This is a genomic window from Bacteroides rodentium JCM 16496, from assembly GCF_000614125.1.
Lineage (GTDB): Bacteria > Bacteroidota > Bacteroidia > Bacteroidales > Bacteroidaceae > Bacteroides > Bacteroides rodentium.
Genome location: NZ_BAKJ01000006.1, coordinates 61,549 through 80,793 on the forward strand (window position 1 = coordinate 61,549; position 19,245 = coordinate 80,793).

Sequence of the window (19,245 nt, forward strand, 5' to 3'; positions counted from 1 at the left end):
GCTGTTATTACTATTTTTAAACTAATCATCATGAAGAAACATCTCATTACCGGACTGTTTGCAGCCTTGGCCTTCTCTGCCAGCGCACAGTCCTTCAAAGAATGGCTCGATCCCGAGGTCAACGCCGTGAACCGTGCCCCCATGCACACCAACTACTTCGCTTATGAGTCGGCAGATGCCGCCACCCGGGGCTTGAAAGAACAATCGTCCCGTTTCATGACACTGAATGGCACCTGGAAGTTCTTCTGGGTGAAGGATGCCGATGCCCGCCCCACCGACTTCTGGCGTGTGGGCTACAATGACAAAGGTTGGAACGACATCCCCGTCCCCGGGGTGTGGGAGCTGAACGGCTTTGGCGACCCTATCTATGTGAATGTTGCTACGCCTGGCGCAACCAGTTCCAGAACAACCCACCGCAGGTGCCCGTCGAGAACAATCATGTAGGCTCTTACCGCCGCGAGATTACCGTGCCCGCCGACTGGAAGAACAAGGACATCATCGCCCATTTCGGCTCTGTCACCTCTAATATGTATCTGTGGGTGAACGGTCGTTATGTAGGTTATAGTGAAGACAGCAAGCTCGAAGCCGAATTCGACCTGACCCCTTACCTGAAGCCCGGCCAGAAGAATTTGATTGCTTTTCAGGTATTCCGCTGGTGCGACGGTACCTACCTCGAAGACCAGGACTTCTTCCGCTACAGCGGTGTAGGCCGTGATTGCTATCTTTATGCCCGCGACAAGAAACGCATTCAGGACATCCGCGTCACTCCCGACCTGGATGCCGACTACCGCAACGGTTCCTTGAGAGTGCAGCTCGATGTGAAGGGGGGCGGCAACGTCAGCCTTGAACTGCTGGATGCTGCCGGAAAGCAGGTGGCTACAGCTGCTGCCAAAGGCAGTGGCACTGTCCTGATAAATGTGGAGAATCCTCATAAATGGACGGCAGAAACACCCTACTTGTATACTCTGCATGCCACCCTGCAAGGCAGCAGTGAAGTGATTCCCGTTAAGGTAGGTTTCCGCAAGATAGAGCTGACAGGCAACCAGATTCTGGTCAACGGACAGCCTGTTCTCTTCAAGGGTGCCGATCGCCACGAACTGGACCCGGACGGCGGCTATGTCATCTCCCGTGAACGTATGCTGCAGGACATCCAGGTGATGAAGCAATTCAACTTAAACGCCGTGCGCACCTGCCACTATCCCGACAACAATCTTTGGTATGACCTTTGCGACCAGTACGGCATCTATGTAGTGGCAGAAGCGAATATCGAATCTCACGGGATGGGTTACGGAGAAGAAACCCTTGCCAAGCGTGATGATTATAGAAAAGCGCACTTGGAGCGCAACCAGCGCAACGTGCAGCGCAGTTTCAACCATCCCAGCATCATCTTCTGGTCACTCGGCAACGAAGCCGGCTATGGTCCTAACTTCGAGGCCGCCTACGACTGGGTGAAAGCCGAAGACCCCAGCCGTGCCTGCCAGTACGAGCAAGCCGGCAAGACAGGCAAGACTGACATTTACTGCCCCATGTACTATGGTTATGAGGGTTGCCGGAAGTATTGCGAGGATGCCTCCATGACGAAACCTCTCATTCAGTGCGAATACGCTCACGCCATGGGCAACTCCGAAGGAGGCTTCAAGGAGTACTGGGATTTGGTTCGCAAGTATCCCAAATACCAAGGTGGCTTTATCTGGGATTTCGTCGACCAGTCTCCCCGCTGGACGGGCAAGAACGGCAAGATGATTTATGCCTACGGCGGCGACTTCAACCGCTTCGACGCCAGTGACGGCAACTTCTGCGACAACGGCCTTATCAGCCCCGACCGTGTGCCCAACCCTCACATGTACGAAGTGGGGCGTATCTATCAGGACATCTGGACTACTCCGGCCGACTTGGAGAACGGTGAAATCAATGTGTTCAACGAGTACTTCTTCCGCGACCTCTCTGCCTACTACATGGAGTGGGAGGTGCTGAAAGGCGGCAAAGTGATGCGTACCGGTCGTGTGGACAATCTGAATGTAGCCCCCCGGCAGACTGCCAAAGTCAGACTGGACTTGGGCAAGACCTGCCAATGTACCGAATGGCTGCTAAACGTTTCCTACAAGCTGAAGAATCGCGAGGGGCTGCTTCCCGCCGGCCATGTGGTGGCCAAGGACCAGCTGACACTCAATCCCTACAAGGCTCCTTCCATGGAACTGAAGAACTGCGTGCAGAGCAATGTAGAGGTAGTGGCTCCCCAAGTGCAGGATAACGATTGGAAGTATCTTATCGTTTCCGGTGATGCGTTCCGGGTAGAAATCAACAAGCACAACGGTTACCTGACCAAGTACGAAGTGAACGGACAGAATATGATTAAGGACGGTGAGGCCCTGACGCCCAATTTCTGGCGTGCTCCGACCGACAATGATTTCGGTGCGGGCCTGCAACGCAAGTACATCGCTTGGAAGAATCCGGAAATCAAGCTGACTTCTTTCAACCAGCGTACGGAGAACAATCAGGTTATCGTAGAATCGGCTTATGACATGCCGGGTGTTTCCGCCAAGTTGGCCCTGACGTATGTCATCAACAACGCCGGTGCCATCAAGATAACCCAGAAGCTGACAGCCGACAAGAATGCCAAAGTATCGAACATGTTCCGTTTCGGTCTGCAGATGCCCATGCCCCGCAGTTTCGAAACAGTCGAATACTACGGACGCGGCCCGGTTGAGAACTATAGCGACCGTAACCACTGCACAGATTTAGGCATCTATCGCCAGAGCGTGACAGAGCAGTTCTATCCTTATATCCGTCCGCAGGAAAACGGAACAAAGACCGATATCCGCTGGTGGAAGATGTTGAATCAGTCCGGCAATGGCATCAAGATTGTGGCCGAAGCCCCCTTCTCCGCATCTGCCTTGCACTATACCATCGAGTCTTTGGACGAGGGTTTGGACAAGCAGCAGGGACACTCGCAAGAAGTGGAAGAGGCTGATTTGACTAATCTCTGTATCGACAAGGTACAAGCCGGTCTGGGTTGTGAGGACAGCTGGGGACGTATTGCACGTCCGGAGTACTTGGTGCCATACGCTGATTATGAGTTTACGTTCATCCTTTCTCCCGTGTGCCACAGCATCGGAATAGAATAACATTTACTGCGTACTGAGCCACTGGTTTCATAACATAGCAGCGGGTATGTCGAAACTGGTATTCACCACAGATTACACAGATTTGCACAGATAAGTATCTTTGATTATCAGTAGATTAATCTCATTCTGTGTTAATCTGTGTAATCTGTGGTGAATTCTGACACACCCGCTTTGCTATTGATACTTTACTTGCTTCGGCAATACCATGTGTCGTTTTATGTATTCTGTAGCTTCACATACTCCGACGGTGCCATTCCGAACTCACTCTTGAAACATTGTCTGAAATAGGTGACGCTACTGAATCCTATCATATAGGAGATTTCCGATATGGAGTATTTCCCGGAGAGTAACAGTCTCACCCCGTTCCTCATCTTTACCTTACGGATAAATTCGTTGGCAGACATATCCGCTACTCCCTTTATCTTCCGGTAGAGGGTGGAATGACTCATGCACATTTTATCGGCAATAAAGGCAATGTCCATCTTCTCCATTTCCAGGTTATCTTCGATGATTTGGGTGATGCGCTGCAAGAATTCGTTGTCCAATGGATTTAATATATCGGTGTTTTCTGTTGCCGGCTCCGTGGAATGTGGGATAACTGCCGTCAGGCTGGCTGCCAGTTTCTTGCGTGCTTCCAGCAGGTTGTTGATACGGCTGTGCAACAACTTGGCACTGAACGGCTTCGTCAGGTAGGAATCTGCACCGGCTGTATAGCCCTCTTCCTTATCATGCAGGGAGTCTTTGGCTGTCAGTAATATAATGGGGATATGACTGGTCCGTATATCATCTTTTACCGACCGGCAAAGTTGGATACCGTCCATCACCGGCATCATGATGTCGCTGACGATGATGCTGGGAATCCGCTCCTGCGCCAGTGTCCAGCCTTCACTGCCGTCTTCTGCCGTCAGTATATCGAAATCGTCGCTGAGGGAGTGGCGTATGTATTTACGTATGTCGGGGTTGTCTTCTACCACGAGTAGCAGTGGACGGGCATCTTCCGGTTGCTCTTCCGCTATCCGGTTCTCTTCCGTTGACGGGCTCTCTTCGGTTGCTGCCTTTGACGGATGTACATCGTTGTGCAGGGCATTGGGATAAATATTGTCTGTCAGGAGGCGTAATCTGAAGGTAGTACCTACTTCCAGCCGGCTGGTGACGTCGAGGGTGGCTTCGTGCAAGTCCGCCAGCCCTTTCACCAACGCCAGTCCGATGCCCGAACCGGAAGCCTGGTATTGGCTGTTGGCTTGGTAGTAGCGTTCGAAGATGTGCGGCAGGGCTTCCGGGGCTATTCCATGTCCGGTGTCGCTGACACTGATTTCCGTATACTTCACACCACTTTCTTCCACAGCGGCCAAGGTGAGCGTAATGTCACCTTCCGAGGTATATTTGGCTGCATTGGACAAGAGGTTGTTCAAAATAGTGGTCAGCATGTCCGCGTCATAGAAGAGTTGGGTTTCTTCTGTGTCGATGCAGACATGGAAGTTGACTTTGGGATTATGGTTCAGCTCTTTGTAACGCAATCCTATTTCCTGCACCAGCTCAGAGAGGTCACCCCGTGCCACGGATAATTTACGGTTTTGGGTTTCTGTTTTCCGGAACTCCAGTATGCCGTTGATAAGGTTCAGCAGACGGGCGGCACTGTCATGTATGATGCTGATTTTGTTGGCATGTTTGGGAGACAGGCTGTTGTCACTGAGCAAATTTTCCAGCGGCCCCAATATCAGCGTGAGGGGAGTGCGCAACTCGTGTGTGATGTTGGTATAGAAACGGAGGCGCTCGTCATTCAGTTCCTGCTTGTTCTGGCTGTTTTTACGTTCCACTTCAAGACTGCTCTCCAAGTCCAGCTTACGCTTATAGAAGCTGATTATGATATAGATAAAGGTAACGGCTATAAAGAGATATACCAATTTGGCATACCATGCCAGCCAGAAGGGAGGACGAATGGTGATGGGCAGGGTGGCTATCTTTTCCTCCCATTCCTGGTTGCGGAGCCGGGTCCTTACTTTGAAGCGGTATTTTCCGGGAGGAATGTTACGGAAAGTAACCTGATTCTCTCCTTGCGTACTATACCATACATCTTCCAGCCCTTCCATCATATAGGCGAATTCTACTTGTGGATTCTGGGTATAGTCCAGCACATTGAATGAAATCTTGAAAGTATTCGCGTCATACGGCAGTGCAATCTTCCCGGAGGCCAGTGGAAGTGATATTTCCACATCCTTGCTTTCCGTTTGTTTGCTATATACAAAGAAGCGAGTGATGGTGACGGGAGCTATGATTTGCGCGGCCGAGAGTGAGGACGGGTCGAAATGGCATGTGCCGTTTTGCGAACCGAAGTAAAGTTTGCCTTCAGCATCCCGTGCAGATGCTCCGTCCATGAAGTCGCCCAAGGGAATGCCGTCGCGGTGGTCGTAGTTATAGAACATCTTCTGACTTTCGTTCAGCCGGGATATACCGGCATTGGTGCTTATCCAGATATTACCGTCTCGGTCCTCGCAGACAGCACGTACTTGTGTATTTACCAGCCCTTCGGCATTGCTGAAGGTAAGATAGTCGTCGGGTGTCCGGGTATCTTGAAAGAGAATGGCACCTTCGCGTGTAGCTGCCCATACGCGTCCTTGCGAATCGTTTGTCAAGGAGTTGACTGCATTCGAAGGAAATCCGTTGTCTTTCTGATGATTCACCAGCCGCTTTCCTTGCGAGTCGAAGACGAAGATGCCTTTGCCGAAAGTCCCTACCCATAGTTTACCTTGTGAGTCGCGGCAGATGCCTTGTATGATATGGTCTCCCAACTGTTCGTTTACAGATTCTTCACGGGTCAGCTTTTCATTGTAGAAGGAGTATACCCCGTTTCGGCTGCCTATCCATAGCTTCCCGTCCGGTTCCTCATAAAAGCACCGTACGTCTGCAGGTTGTGAATCGCTGTCGTGGACTTGTATGAATTGTCTTTTTTCCGGTTCGTAGTAGAACAGTCCTGCTTCCCAGGTGCCTATCCATATTCTTTTCTTACTGTCCTCGCGGATGGCTCTGATGTAGGCATGCGGGTGTGAGGAGGAGGTTGGCAGGGGGATTACCTGTATTCTCTCTCCTTTCTTGTAAAGTGCCAATTCGCTTTCTCCCCCCATCCACAACTGTTGTTTGTGGTCTATACAGAGGCTCCACACTTGCTTGTAACGGGTTTTCCCTTGCTTCTCCGTCGTATAGCGCAACGTGCTGAATATGCTTGGTTCATAGCTGATGAAGTCCAGTCCGTCACGGTAATTGCCTATCCAGATGTTGCCGAAGGAGTCTTGCAGCATACGCCTCACGTATGGCCCGGTGAGCCCGTATTCATCGTTGGTGGCGCTAATGTTTCGGAAGCGGATATTCCGGGCATCCGTGAAGGTGTTGCTTTGCATGTTCAGTATGCTGATTCCTCCCATGCTGGTGCCAAACCAAAGGTCGCCGTTCTTCATCTGCTTGATGTCCATGACCGTTCCGGGAAGCAGGGAATACTCATCTTCCTCGTTATGCCTGAATGCGGTGAACTGCTGGGTGGCAGGATTGAAAAGGGCGGCTCCTTTGTTGGTTCCTACCCATACGTTTTTGTTACGGTCGATGCAGATGGAATAGACTTCATCGCCGGGGATGCTGTTTGGATTGTGCGGGTCGTGCCGGTAGTTGCGGAACGTATTTCTCTTCATGTCGATGATGCTTAGTCCATCGGTCACGTGTCCTATATAGAGATTGCCTTCTCCGTCATCCAGTCCGGTCCAATAGCGTCCGGGCAGTCCTTTTATGGTCTTATAGTTATATGCGGCAGAAAACTGGTTTTTCTGTGTATCATAGTGCTGTATCCCCATGTGATAGTGGGTAATCCAGATCCCTCCGTCCGACGCCCGGGCGAGGTAGGGAATGTCATTACTGGCAAGCTGGCTTTCTCCGGTCTTTAAGCAGGTGATTTTTTCCGATTCATAATCAAAGCAGCACAATCCGTCGCGTTGGGTACCTATCCATATCTTGTCTTGTTTGGGGTCGGCAAGCAGGGCGTTCAGCTCATTGCTGCTCAGTCCGGAATTGCTTTTATTGTAAACAATGAACTGCTGCCCGTCGAAACGGTTCAACCCCGATTCGGTAGCTATCCAGATATATCCTTTCCGGTCTTGGGTAAGACTGACTATATAGTTGTTGGAAAGTCCGTCGTCTACTCCCAAGTGGGATATACGGTAGGGTTGGGCCGATACGTTGGCAGATGCGGCCAACACACTTAGGAAGAAGACTATAAAGATAATGCCGGTGTGTTTCATGGTATGCTTTATTTTGATGGAACAAAAGTAGCACATTTCTTTGAATTATCTTTTTATGGAGGGAGGTAGAAATTCGGCATAATAGGGTTGAAAAATCGTCAAGTGCAGGCTTGTAGTTTGTGGTAGTGGCTGTTTTTTGTTTTTCTGTGAGCAATTTATCGGTTACTGCAAAAAGTGCACAGTGACTTTGCAGTGGTAAGTTGTTGGTGGTTAGTGCATTTATCTGCCGATTAAAAAAAGCAAATTCCCCGGCATTCGAGCATGCCGGGGATGGGTTGTTATAAGTGACAGGGATTAACCTATGCGTTATGTATAGCCATTGCATGAATTATTTTCGTCATCTCATATAAAAAATCGTCATGGAACGATAAATAAATGGTCAAAAATACACTTATTGATGGGCATGAATGATTTTCTGCCCTTTCTGCTTAATTTTTCTCTCCTTAATATTATAATGTTTCTTTAAGTTTGCGTTGGAAATCGAAAACAACTATTAAATCTTCAATACTTATGAAAACATAAAATTAACCTTTGTTGAGAATATCGGAAGTATAAAGCTCACCTTTATATATAGATAAGGAATAACAAGAGAGAAAATATCAATTACCTTACTCATCTAATAATAAAGAAAACGATGAATCTTAATTCTTTCAAAAGAAATCGCAAGGCTCTTACAGCCTTATTGATCTGCACGGGTTTCATAACAACCCATCCTTGGCGGCGTTTGCCGGGGATAATGTTCCTGCAGTGCAGATGGTCCAACAACAGAAACAATCTGTTTCGGGTATAGTAAAAGACTCCACGGGTGAACCGATTATCGGTGCCAATATCCGTGAAAAAGAAAATCCCAGTAATGGTACGATTACCGATATTGACGGTAATTTCAGTCTTAATGTGGCCCCCGGTGCTACATTGGAGATTTCTTTTATCGGTTATAAACTGACAGCAGTGAAAGCTACTGCAGGCAAACCGTTGAACGTCATATTGACTGAGGACAATGAAATGCTGGAAGAAGTGGTTGTGGTCGGTTATGGTACCATGCGCAAGAAGGACTTGACGGGTTCTGTGGTTCAGATTCGTCCTGACAAACTTGCCAATGAGGCTCCTAAAACCGTACAAGATGTGTTACGCGGTACTCCAGGACTGAATATCGGTTATAATGCCGATGCAAAGGGAGGCGGTACGATGATGGTGCGTGGACAACGCTCTGTTTATGTGACTGATAAGGAAACTCCTGCCAATGATACACATAATACGCCGTTGATTATTCTTGACGGAATGCAGTTCTATGGTGAGCTTTCCGAAATCAATCCGGAAGATATCGGCCAGATAGACGTGTTGAAAGATGCTTCGGCTGCTGCTATCTATGGTGCCAAAGGAGCTAACGGTGTTATTGTGGTGACTACCAAGAAGGGTAAGATGGGTAAACCGACTATCAATGTCAGTGCTACCCTTGGTATCAATACCAAGAGTGCCTATCGTGATGTATTCAACGCTTCTGAATACATGCAATACCGCGAGGATTGGTATAAAGTCGGTACATACGGCGTGAATCCGGCAACTGGCAAGTACGAAGCTTACCAGACTGGTCAGACCAATCCGGGCTATTATGATCATCCGGACAATTTGGGCCGATATGGAGTTACGCAGGACCAATGGATGGCTTACAGTAAGAATGAATCCGGAGAGTCGGCATTGAGCATTTATGCCAAGCGTTTGGGCTTGGAGGATGCTGTGCTGCGGAACTTCCTGGCCGGAAAGACTCACGATTGGTATGACCAGACTTTCCGTACCGGTATCAACCAGGACTACAATGCCAGTGTGTCCGGTGCCAGCGAACGTATGAGCTACTATATGTCTTTCGGTTATCAAAAGAATGAGGGTGCTGTCAAGGGTAATGATTACAGTGCCATGCGTGCCAACCTGAAGGTGTCCGGTAAAGTGACTGACTGGTTGGAAATCGGTGCCAATGTGAATTTCCAGGACCGCACGGATGGAGATATTGCCGTCAGTCTGGGAACCAACTACTGGGATGCCAATATGCTGCGCAACAGTCCGTATTCTGACTATACTAACGAAGATGGCAGTTTGGCACAGTATCCGATGGGTAGTACAGTGAAGCGTGGCTATAATTATGAATTCGACCGCCAGTATCTTGACTTGGATAAAGGCTATACGGTATTGAATACTATCTTCAATGCTAAAATAAAGTTACCGTTTAATATTACCTATGACTTTAATATAGCTCCTCGGTATGAATTTTTCCATAACTACTACTTTATGTCGGCCGAGTTGCCGGACAGCAGTCCTACAAGCCGTGGTGTAGACCGTGAGCATAGCAAGCGTTTTGATTATTCCTTGAATAACACCATTACTTGGGACCAGACTTTTGCTGAAAAGCATCATGTAATATTGACATTGGTACAAGAGGCTGAAGAACGCCGTTACTGGAATGATAAGATAGAAGCCCGCAATATCTTGCCTTCGGATGCATTGGGTTTCCATAATACTCAGAACGGAACCAAGGATAACAGTAAATTCAATACCAACGACACGCATGAAACGGCTGCCGCTTATCTGGGACGTTTATTCTACTCGTACGATGACCGCTATATGTTCACCGGTACTGTCCGCCGCGACGGTTATTGCGCTTTTGGTGCCAATAATCCGTGGGCTACTTTTCCGTCACTTTCCGTAGCGTGGTCATTTGCCAATGAAAAGTTCTTCAAATGGGAACCTATGAGTACCGGTAAGTTACGTGTGTCTTGGGGTAAGAATGGTAACCGCCAACTGAAAGACCCTTATCTTGCCTTGGCAAATCTGGCTTCGGGCACCGGGGGTACAATGGGATATTTTACCGGTTCAGACTATGTGGATATGAAATACCTCAGTGTAGACCGTTTGTCCAATGCTAACCTGCAGTGGGAGAAGACTTCTTCCTGGAACTTCGGACTTGATTTCGGTTTCTTGAACGATCGTATCAGTGGTAGTTTGGAAGCCTACTTTATGAAGACCAATGACATGATTATGAGCCAGCGTCTTCCTGGTTTTTGCGGATTCGGTGAGATTACCACCAACCTGGGTGAAGTGCAGAACAATGGTTTCGAATTCTCTCTGAACACTGTCAATATCAGTAACAGCGACTTTGAATGGCGTACTACGTTCGGCTTTGCTTATAATAAGAATCAAATCAAGCATCTCTATTATGAGTATGAGGATGTGTTGGATGAGAATGGTAAGGTGGTCGGTCGTAAAGAGCAGGATGATACCAGTAATAAATGGTTTATCGGCAAGCCTATCGGTGAGATATGGGATTATAAGGTAACGGGTATCTGGCAGACGGATGAAGTGGAAGAAGCTGCCAAGGTAGGTCAGAAACCGGGTGATCCGAAGGTAGAGAACTATTATACGGCTGATGACAAAATCAATGCTGACGGTAGCCGCACTCCGGTTTACAATGATAACGACAAGCAGTTCTTGGGTACTACGAATGCTCCTGTCCGTTGGTCTTTGCGTAATGAATTCACTATTCTGAAGAATATAGATTTCTCGTTCAACCTTTATTCTTATATGGGGCATAAGAGCCTTGAAGGTTACTACCTTAACAATGATAATGGAGGTTCCATGATGACCTATGGCTTCAATACTTTCAAGAAAGATTATTGGACACCCGAAAATCCGAGCAATACCTACGCACGCCTTGAAGCGCAGGGACCTGATGGCGCAACCGGTGCACAACGTCTTCATAACCGTAATTTTATTCGTCTGGATAATATTTCTTTGGCCTATACATTACCTCAGAAACTGACGAAAAAATGGCAGATTGACCGTGTGAAACTCTATGCTACCGTACGTAATGTAGCCACATGGGCTGCCGATTGGGAGTATGCCGACCCTGAAACCGGCGGATTGGCTACCCGCACCTATACATTCGGATTAAATTTAACCTTCTAAAAACTTGAAACAATGAAAAATAATATCAAAAATAAGCTTTCTAAAGGTTTCCTGGTTCTTATGGGAGCAGCATGTCTGTCAAGTTGTACAGATGATTTCTTGAAGCCTGACCCTTTGTCATTCTACGAACCGGAAACGACATTTACAACAGAATCCGGTCTGAAATCCGTACTTGCCATGTGTGACCGTCATCTACGTTTGTACTGGACTAACTATGAAGCCAACAATATACGCGTACCCATCGGTACCGAATATCTGTTCTCGGATGTAGCCATTTACGGTAAGACGGATAATGTGGGCGGAGCCTATGGAACGTGGGCTACCCGGTTGACACCGACAAGCGGTATAGCCAATGGTGACGACAATCAGATTAAATATTTCTGGGACCAGCACTATTCGGGTATTAAGTATGCCAATACGATTTTGAGCTACATTGATGCCGTAGAAGGCTGAGTGAAGAAAAGAAAAATGAGTATAAAGGCCGTGGCTATTTCCATCGTGCCTATCGTTATCTGGCTCTTGTATTCCAATTTGGTGATGTGCCTTTGGTAACAAAAATCCTGGATGGTCCGAAGCGTAACTATAAATCGACCAAGAAGGAAGCCATTCTGGAAATGATTACTCAAGATATGGAGAAGGCTGTAGAGTGGGTACCCGAACAAGCACAGACAGAATATATTGGCATGGTGAATAAGGGAGCTTGCCGTCAGTTGCTTATTAAATGTTATTTGGCTACCGGACGTTTTGCTGAAGCTGAGGCACAAGCTGACATCCTTATCAATCAGTCGGGCTATTCGTTGATGCAAGAGACTTTCGGTACTTTTAACGAAGGTGGCGAACCGGATACTTGGAAAATCACAGACAACGTGATTTGGGATTTGCACCGTCCTGAGAACAAATTGATTGCAGCTAACAAAGAGGTGATAATGGGTATGCCCAATAATACGGCAGATTCTCATACAGACTTTTTGACCATGCGTATTTTTGGTCCTATGTGGAGTGATAATGGCTATCTGTTGGCTCCCGACGGAAAAGCAGGTGCTGTGAATTATGCACGCAATCATGCGAATTATGACAAGAGTCTTGACTTTTTACGTGCTTTTGGCCGTGGTATTGCTACAGTCAGCGGTGCTACCGATTTCCAACAACATGGAATGTGGGTGGTGAATGGTATAGAAGATACGCAAGACTTGCGCCACAACCATGAAGTAGGCAACTGGGTACGTATGGAAGACCTGAAATACAATAATCCTGAGTCTGAATATTACGGCAAGAACTTGCAACTCTATGATGACAAGGGCAAAATTCTCTGTACAAACTTGATTCGTGACTGGTTTGATTTCCCGCATTACAAAATTTTCCTGGACGACGCTACCGCTGAAGCCAATCAGGGAGCCAATCAATTCAATGGTGCCACTACCGGAAGTAATGCAAACTGGTATCTTTATCGTTTGGCAGAAACTTACTTGTTGCGTGCAGAAGCTAAATTATATCAAGGCAAAGATGCTACATCGGATGTAAACGAAGTGCGCAGACGTGCCAAGTGCTCACAGTTTTATACTTCTGTAAATATTGGTGATATAGCCAATGAACGCGCCCGTGAATTATATCTTGAAGAGTGGCGTGCTATGGAGTTGAAACGTATTTCCTACTGTTTGGCATTGAGCGGCAAACCTGATGAATGGGGCAATACATACAGCAAGGACAACTGGGACAAGCAGTCGGGTACTGATGCAACCGGCGGTAGCTACTGGTACCAACGCCTGACACGCTATTCAGTTTACAATCAGAATCCTAATGGTATTACGTCCGGTCCTAACACATTGTATTTTACACTCGACAAGCGTAATGTATACTGGCCCATTCCTAATGATGCCATCACTGCCAATAACAAGGCCCAATTGGCACAGAACTATGGTTATGACGGTTATGATGCCAATATTCAGATGTGGGATAACTGGGAAGATGCAGTAGCTGATGAGGATATCACGGAATAAATGAGATTATATTAAATCGCTCATTTTCAATAGGTGTTATCGTAGATAGCCCACTCTTTGACCAGGAAGGGTGGGCTTTTTCATTTAATTTTAATAACCATGAGAAAACTGAACTACTTTATTTTCATTGCATGCGCTATGTTTTGCATAAGCACTCTTGGAGCTTGCGGCAATGATGAGAATGAAACTCCTGTTTCAATTGATATTCAGGGTATTTGTGGGGTTTATACTCCGCAACAAGTGAAAATGACCTTGAATGGTGAGGATACACCCGCTTTTGGAGGTGTTTCCTTAATAATGGAGCCTTTGGCAAGTAATTCTAAGGATGAGATGGAAGGGAGTCAGACAATGCTGTTGAAGCTACCTCCGCTTTGGCCGAATTTGGCTACAGTGAATGTGCAGCCGGCATTCGATAATATTACTTTGTATGTTGGGGCATCCGCTTCACCGGAGGAGGTTGTATTGGAAGGGATGTCCAAGCAACCTGAACATGAACTCGTTGTGAAGGGAGTTTATAAAGAGGGTATATTGAATTTGGATTTGACCTATTCTATTACTTCCTCAATGCTGGTAGGAAAGAAGTTCCTTTTCGAGTTTGGCAGGCAATCATTGGATTTTGGTTTTTTGAATCCTTCCTTATCATCGATAGAATGGAAGGGAAGCCAGATACCGGTGGAAGAATTTGTAAGCGATGCCATTACTCCTATATTAGATGCCATAGGCAGACGTCTGGGCGGTTCCCTTTGTGTGGAGCTCGTTCCGGAAGCTTCCGTACATTTGAGTATAAAACCAGAGGGGGCGGGTGACGTCATCACAGTTCCGGGAAAGCATGGCCTTTGTAACCTGAATAATGGTTTTGCTTATTTTGTGACAGACCAGGACGGTGCATCGTGGTTGACTGAAAAGATAATGGGAAGTTCATTCTTTAAGTATAATCTCTTCTTTTCTTCCATCAATGACTATTTCTATTTCGTACCAGTCTTTTATGTGAAGAATGTTCAGGACGAGCTGAAACTTGCCTTTGAGACTCCGGTCAATTCTTATTTTTATGGTTTGCTGTTTGAGTGGTTGGAAAATGCGGAGGCTACGGAACTTTCTTCGGAAGAAGTGGAAAAAGCATATAAACTGGTTCGGTTGTTGCAAGATAAAGCGGTGAGATTCATTCGATTGACGGGTACAGCTATTGAGTAAACTTGTATAATAGTCCTTTTTTGTATGAAGACATTTAATTTTCTTTTCGTTTTTCTTTTCATCCTAAGTACTCCGTTGCAGCTTTTCAGCCGGGATACGGAGTCTGCCGACGACTTGTTGCGTGTCATTCACAAGGTGAACCGTCATTGGCAGGAAAACAATTCTCCGCAGGTGCGCTCTTTTTGGGACAATGCTGCCTATCACACGGGAAATATGGAGGTCTATGCATTGACCGGTAATGCTGCCTATCTGAAATATTCCACCGATTGGGCGGAATACAACCATTGGAAAGGAGCTGCTTCGGACAATAAGGCGGAGTGGAAATACGGTTATGGCGAGACTCCGCAATATGTGCTCTTCGGCGATTGGCAATGTTGCTTCCAGACCTATGCCGATTTGTATGGAATCCGGGCTGACGACCGGAAGATAGACCGTGCCCGTGAAGTGATGGAGTATCAGATGGGTACCGATAAGCAAGACTACTGGTGGTGGGCTGACGGTCTTTATATGGTGATGCCCGTAATGACCAAACTGTATAAAATCACGAAGAACCCTCTGTATCTGGAGAAACTGTATGAGTACTTTGCGTATGCCGACAGTGTGATGTACGATCCGGAAGTTGGTTTGTACTATCGTGACGGCAGTTTTGTCTACCCCAAACATGCTATCCTCGGTGGCAAGAAGGATTTCTGGGCGCGTGGCGACGGCTGGGTACTCGCTGCCTTTGCCAAAGTGCTGCAGGATTTGCCGGAAACGGACAAACACCGTCTGCTCTATATGGATAGGTATCTTGCCATGGCGGGGGCTTTGGCAAAGTGCCAGCATCCCGACGGTTACTGGACCCGTAGCCTGCTCCAGCACGATTTTGCGCCGGGACCGGAAACAAGCGGTACGGCTTTCTTTGCCTACGGTCTGCAATGGGGCATCAATAACGGTCTGCTCGACGGTGCTGTTTATCAGCCGGTGGTAGACAAGGCCTGGAAATACCTGGTCACTGTAGCTTTGCAGCCCGACGGCAGTGTAGGGTATGTGCAGCCCATCGGAGGAAGCGCCATTCCCGACCAGGTGCTGAGTGCAGACTCTACGGCAAATTTCGGGGTAGGCGCTTTCCTGCTGGCTGCCTGCGAAAGATACCGTTACCTGCAGCGGGAGAGTTGGAAAGATGTGGATGGCAATTACATTAATGCCCACGGAGGGGGCATATTACCTTATAATGGCAGATATTACTGGTTCGGCGAACATCGTCCGGCGAAAGGTTTCTCCACGCAAGTCGGGATAACCTGCTATTCATCCGACGATTTGGCAAACTGGAAGTACGAAGGGGTAGCTCTGGCTGTGTCCGAGGAAGGGGGGACGGACATAGAACGCGGATGCATCATGGAGCGTCCCAAAGTGATATACAATGAAAAGACCGGCAAGTTTGTCTTGTGGTTCCACTTGGAATTGAAAGGTAGGGGATATGGACCTGCGCGTGCTGCAGTTGCCGTCAGTGACCGTCCCGAAGGGCCTTACCGCTTCATTTCTTCCGGTCGTGTCTGCCCGGGCAGGTGGCCCATGAATATGGCGGAAGAGAAACGGAACGCCACTTGGAAGATGAAAAATACCGGAAATGGTGGACACCGGCATGGCATGAGGCCATAGAGGAGGGGATGTTCGTGAAGCGTGACTGGCAAGGCGGACAGATGTCCCGTGACATGACTCTCTTTAAGGATGATGACGGCAAGGCCTATCATATCTATTCTTCGGAAGATAACCTGACCTTGCAGATAGCCGAGCTGACGGAGGACTACCTTTCCCATTCAGGACGTTACATCCGTATTTTTCCTGCCGGACACAATGAAGCGCCTGCCATCTTCAAAAAAGACGGTACTTACTGGATGATAACTTCCGGTTGTACCGGCTGGGCACCCAATGCGGCACGTTTGTTCTCGGCTCCTTCTATCTGGGGACCGTGGAAGCAGCATCCCAATCCCTGCCGGGGCGAGGGAAGTGAGCGGACTTTCGGCGGTCAAAGCACTTACGTTTTGCAGCTTCCCGGCAACCGCTATCTTTTCATGGCCGACATTTGGCACCCCAAGAGCCTGATGTATTCGGGATATCTCTGGATTCCGGTCCGGTTTGATGAAAAGGGGATACTTTATTTGGAAAAATAAGTACTTTATATCCTTCCGATTTGTGAAAAAGCTGTATTTTTGTTTTGACTCAAAAACGTTAGGAAACAATATTATGGATAAACATTTCTTTTCTTTGAATACCTTATCAGTCCTCATCGCTTGTCTGGTAATGGCTTCAGTTGATATTTCTGCTTCCGGACGCAAGGTCAGTATGGACGAAGGCTGGAAGTTTTATCGCGGCTGCGTGGCCAATGCCGAACAGCCTTCCTTCAATGATGCCGGATGGCGTGTTGTTAATCTGCCCCACGACTGGAGTGTGGAGCCGTTGCCGGTTCAGCGGGAAGGCCTGACGGTGGGACCTTTCTCACGGTTGAGCATCGGAGGTCCCGATACCGGCCAGACCGTAGGCGGGGAAGGATGGTACCGAAAAGAATTTGTGATTCGGCCTGAAGATGCGGACAAGGTGCATACACTCTACTTTGAAGGAGCCTACAATCAAGCGGAAGTCTGGATTAACGGACGGAAAGCCTGCTTCAACCCTTATGGATATATTCCTTTCAAGATACATCTCAATGAGTATTGCAAGTCGCCCGGGGCGGTGAATACGATTGCGGTGAAAGTAATCAATGAGGGTCTGAACAGCCGGTGGTATGCCGGTTCGGGTATCTACCGCCATGTCTGGCTGATAAAGACGGACAAGGTACATTTGGACGAGTGGGATACCTTTGTCGATGCTTCCAGGGTGGAGGGGAGAAAAGCGGAAGTGAATCTCCACACAGTGGTGCACAACACAGATATGAAGAAGGGGGAAGGCGAACTGGTTGTCAGCATTTTCTCTCCACAAGGAAAAGAAGTCTATTCTGCTGCCAGGCCGATAAAGGTGAATGGCAACGGCGAAACACCGGTTTCCTTGTCGTTCGATATAGACAGACCGTCGCTTTGGTCAGTCGATACTCCGAACTTGTACACAGCCTCCATCACGGTGAAGTCCGGCAATGGGGGGTCGGATGCAATCCGGATACCTTTCGGAATACGTACGATTGAATTCAGCGCCGAGAAAGGCTTCCTGCTGAATGGAAAGCCCTTGAAACTGCACGGCGGATGCCTGCATCACGACAACGGGCTGTTGGGAGCGGCAGCGATAGACCGTGCCGAGGAGCGCAAGGTGGAGCTGATGAAGGCAAACGGCTACAACGCTGTGAGGTGTTCACACAACCTTCCTTCCGAATACTTCCTGCAGGCATGCGACCGGTTGGGACTGCTTGTCATCGACGAAGTGTTTGACCAGTGGCAGCAGCCGAAACGTCCGGAGGATTACCACCGCTATTTTGACGAGTGGAGTGAACATGACATGTCGGTCATGGTCCGCAGAGACCGCAACCATCCGTCCATCATTATGTGGAGTATCGGCAATGAGATTGCAGAACGTGCTGACTCCATTGGCGAGGTGATAGCCCGGAAACTGACGGGCATCATCAAAGGGCTGGATGACACGCGCTATACCACCGCAGCCGTCAATGCTTTCTGGGACAGAAGACATTTTACCTGGGAAAAGGATTCGGAGCGGGCTTTCCGTCATCTGGATGTTTCCGGTTACAATTATCAGTGGAAGGAATATGAAAAAGACCACCGGAGTTTCCCCGACCGTGTGATGTACGGCAGCGAATCGGTGCCGAAGGAAGCGGCGCAGAACTGGAACTTGATAGACCGGAATCCCTATCTGATAGGCGATTTTGTCTGGACTGCCATGGATTATCTGGGTGAAGCCGGACTTGCCCATACGCTTGAACTTGCTCAGGGAGAGCATAGTCCCCAGTTTATGGGTTGGCCTTGGTACAATGCTTGGTGCGGTGACATAGACCTTTGCGGCGACAAGAAACCGCAATCCTATTACCGGGACATACTCTGGAGACGGAGGGATATCTCCCTGGCTGTGCAGCCGCCCGTGGCTCCGGGAAAAAGAGAGGACATCAACTACTGGGGCTGGAAGAATGAACTGTTGAGCTGGAATTGGAAAGGACTTGAAGGACAGACCATGACTGTAAATGTGTATAGTCGTGCCCCCAAAGTGAGGCTCTATCTGAATGACAAGCTGGTGGGGGAGAAGGAGGTTTCCCCCGATACTTATACAGCCTCCTTTGAAGTGGCTTACGAACCGGGACAATTGAAAGCTGTCAGCCTGATAAAAAAGAAAGAGACTGCCTCTGCGACGTTGACAACTGCCGGAGTCCCGGCCAGCATACGCCTGACAGCCGACCGTTCCAGCATCAAAGCCGACAGAAACGACCTGGCATATGTCAAGATTGAAGTACTGGATAAAGACGGACTCCTGATACCCGATTCAAGGCTTCCTCTGAAAATCGGTTTCAGCGGGAAAGGAACCGTTATTGCCTCCGGAAACGGGAGTGCGGATGATATGGAGAGCTTCCGTTCCTTGAAACCCAAGGCGTTTTGCGGAAGTGCCATCGCCATTGTGCAACCTACGGGTGAAGAGGGTACTGTGCGCCTGACCGTTTCGGCAGAAGGATTGCCGGAGGCGTCTATCGAAATAGATACTTATTTGAATAAATGATTGATAAAT

The 19,245-nt window shown here is 48.2% G+C and carries 4 protein-coding genes and 4 pseudogenes; 7 read left to right on the top strand and 1 reads right to left on the bottom strand.

The genetic code is table 11. The features are described from left to right. Nucleotides 1-30: 30 nt before the first annotated feature. A pseudogene (locus JCM16496_RS04135) lies at nucleotides 31-3,125 on the top strand (glycoside hydrolase family 2 TIM barrel-domain containing protein). A 215-nt stretch (nucleotides 3,126-3,340) separates the two neighbouring features. On the opposite strand, the gene JCM16496_RS04140 reads toward JCM16496_RS04135, so the two are convergent. After that, complete coding sequence (locus JCM16496_RS04140) at nucleotides 3,341-7,408, bottom strand: hybrid sensor histidine kinase/response regulator transcription factor (RefSeq protein WP_025832494.1); 4,068 nt, start codon at nucleotides 7,406-7,408, stop codon at nucleotides 3,341-3,343. Between the two features lie 753 nt (nucleotides 7,409-8,161). Between JCM16496_RS04140 and JCM16496_RS04145 the strand changes: the two genes are divergently transcribed. From JCM16496_RS04145 to JCM16496_RS04170, 6 genes and pseudogenes are all read left to right on the top strand, one after another. Next, on the top strand, nucleotides 8,162-11,362 hold the full coding sequence (locus JCM16496_RS04145; protein WP_244440237.1) for a SusC/RagA family TonB-linked outer membrane protein: 3,201 nt from the start codon (nucleotides 8,162-8,164) through the stop codon (nucleotides 11,360-11,362). A gap of 12 nt (nucleotides 11,363-11,374) precedes the next feature. Continuing rightward, a pseudogene (locus JCM16496_RS04150) lies at nucleotides 11,375-13,359 on the top strand (RagB/SusD family nutrient uptake outer membrane protein). Between the two features lie 99 nt (nucleotides 13,360-13,458). Next, the gene (locus JCM16496_RS04155; protein WP_025832496.1) at nucleotides 13,459-14,550 is read left to right on the top strand and encodes a hypothetical protein; all 1,092 of its coding nucleotides are present in this window, start codon (nucleotides 13,459-13,461) and stop codon (nucleotides 14,548-14,550) included. Nucleotides 14,551-14,574: 24 nt separating this feature from the next. Then, a pseudogene (locus JCM16496_RS23455) lies at nucleotides 14,575-15,699 on the top strand (glycoside hydrolase family 88/105 protein); the annotation flags it as partial. A 6-nt stretch (nucleotides 15,700-15,705) separates the two neighbouring features. Further along, a pseudogene (locus JCM16496_RS23040) lies at nucleotides 15,706-16,703 on the top strand (glycoside hydrolase family 43 protein); the annotation flags it as partial. A 73-nt stretch (nucleotides 16,704-16,776) separates the two neighbouring features. Beyond that, on the top strand, nucleotides 16,777-19,236 hold the full coding sequence (locus JCM16496_RS04170; RefSeq protein WP_128809443.1) for a glycoside hydrolase family 2 TIM barrel-domain containing protein: 2,460 nt from the start codon (nucleotides 16,777-16,779) through the stop codon (nucleotides 19,234-19,236). Nucleotides 19,237-19,245: the final 9 nt, after the last annotated feature.

What these genes read in the sequence shown, in the direction of transcription:
- JCM16496_RS04140 (WP_025832494.1), bottom strand. Translation starts at nt 7,408, where the DNA reads ATGAAACACACCGGCATTATCTTTATAGTCTTCTTCCTAAGTGTGTTG.
- JCM16496_RS04145 (WP_244440237.1), top strand. Translation starts at nt 8,162, where the DNA reads ATGGTCCAACAACAGAAACAATCTGTTTCGGGTATAGTAAAAGACTCC.
- JCM16496_RS04155 (WP_025832496.1), top strand. Translation starts at nt 13,459, where the DNA reads ATGAGAAAACTGAACTACTTTATTTTCATTGCATGCGCTATGTTTTGC.
- JCM16496_RS04170 (WP_128809443.1), top strand. Translation starts at nt 16,777, where the DNA reads ATGGATAAACATTTCTTTTCTTTGAATACCTTATCAGTCCTCATCGCT.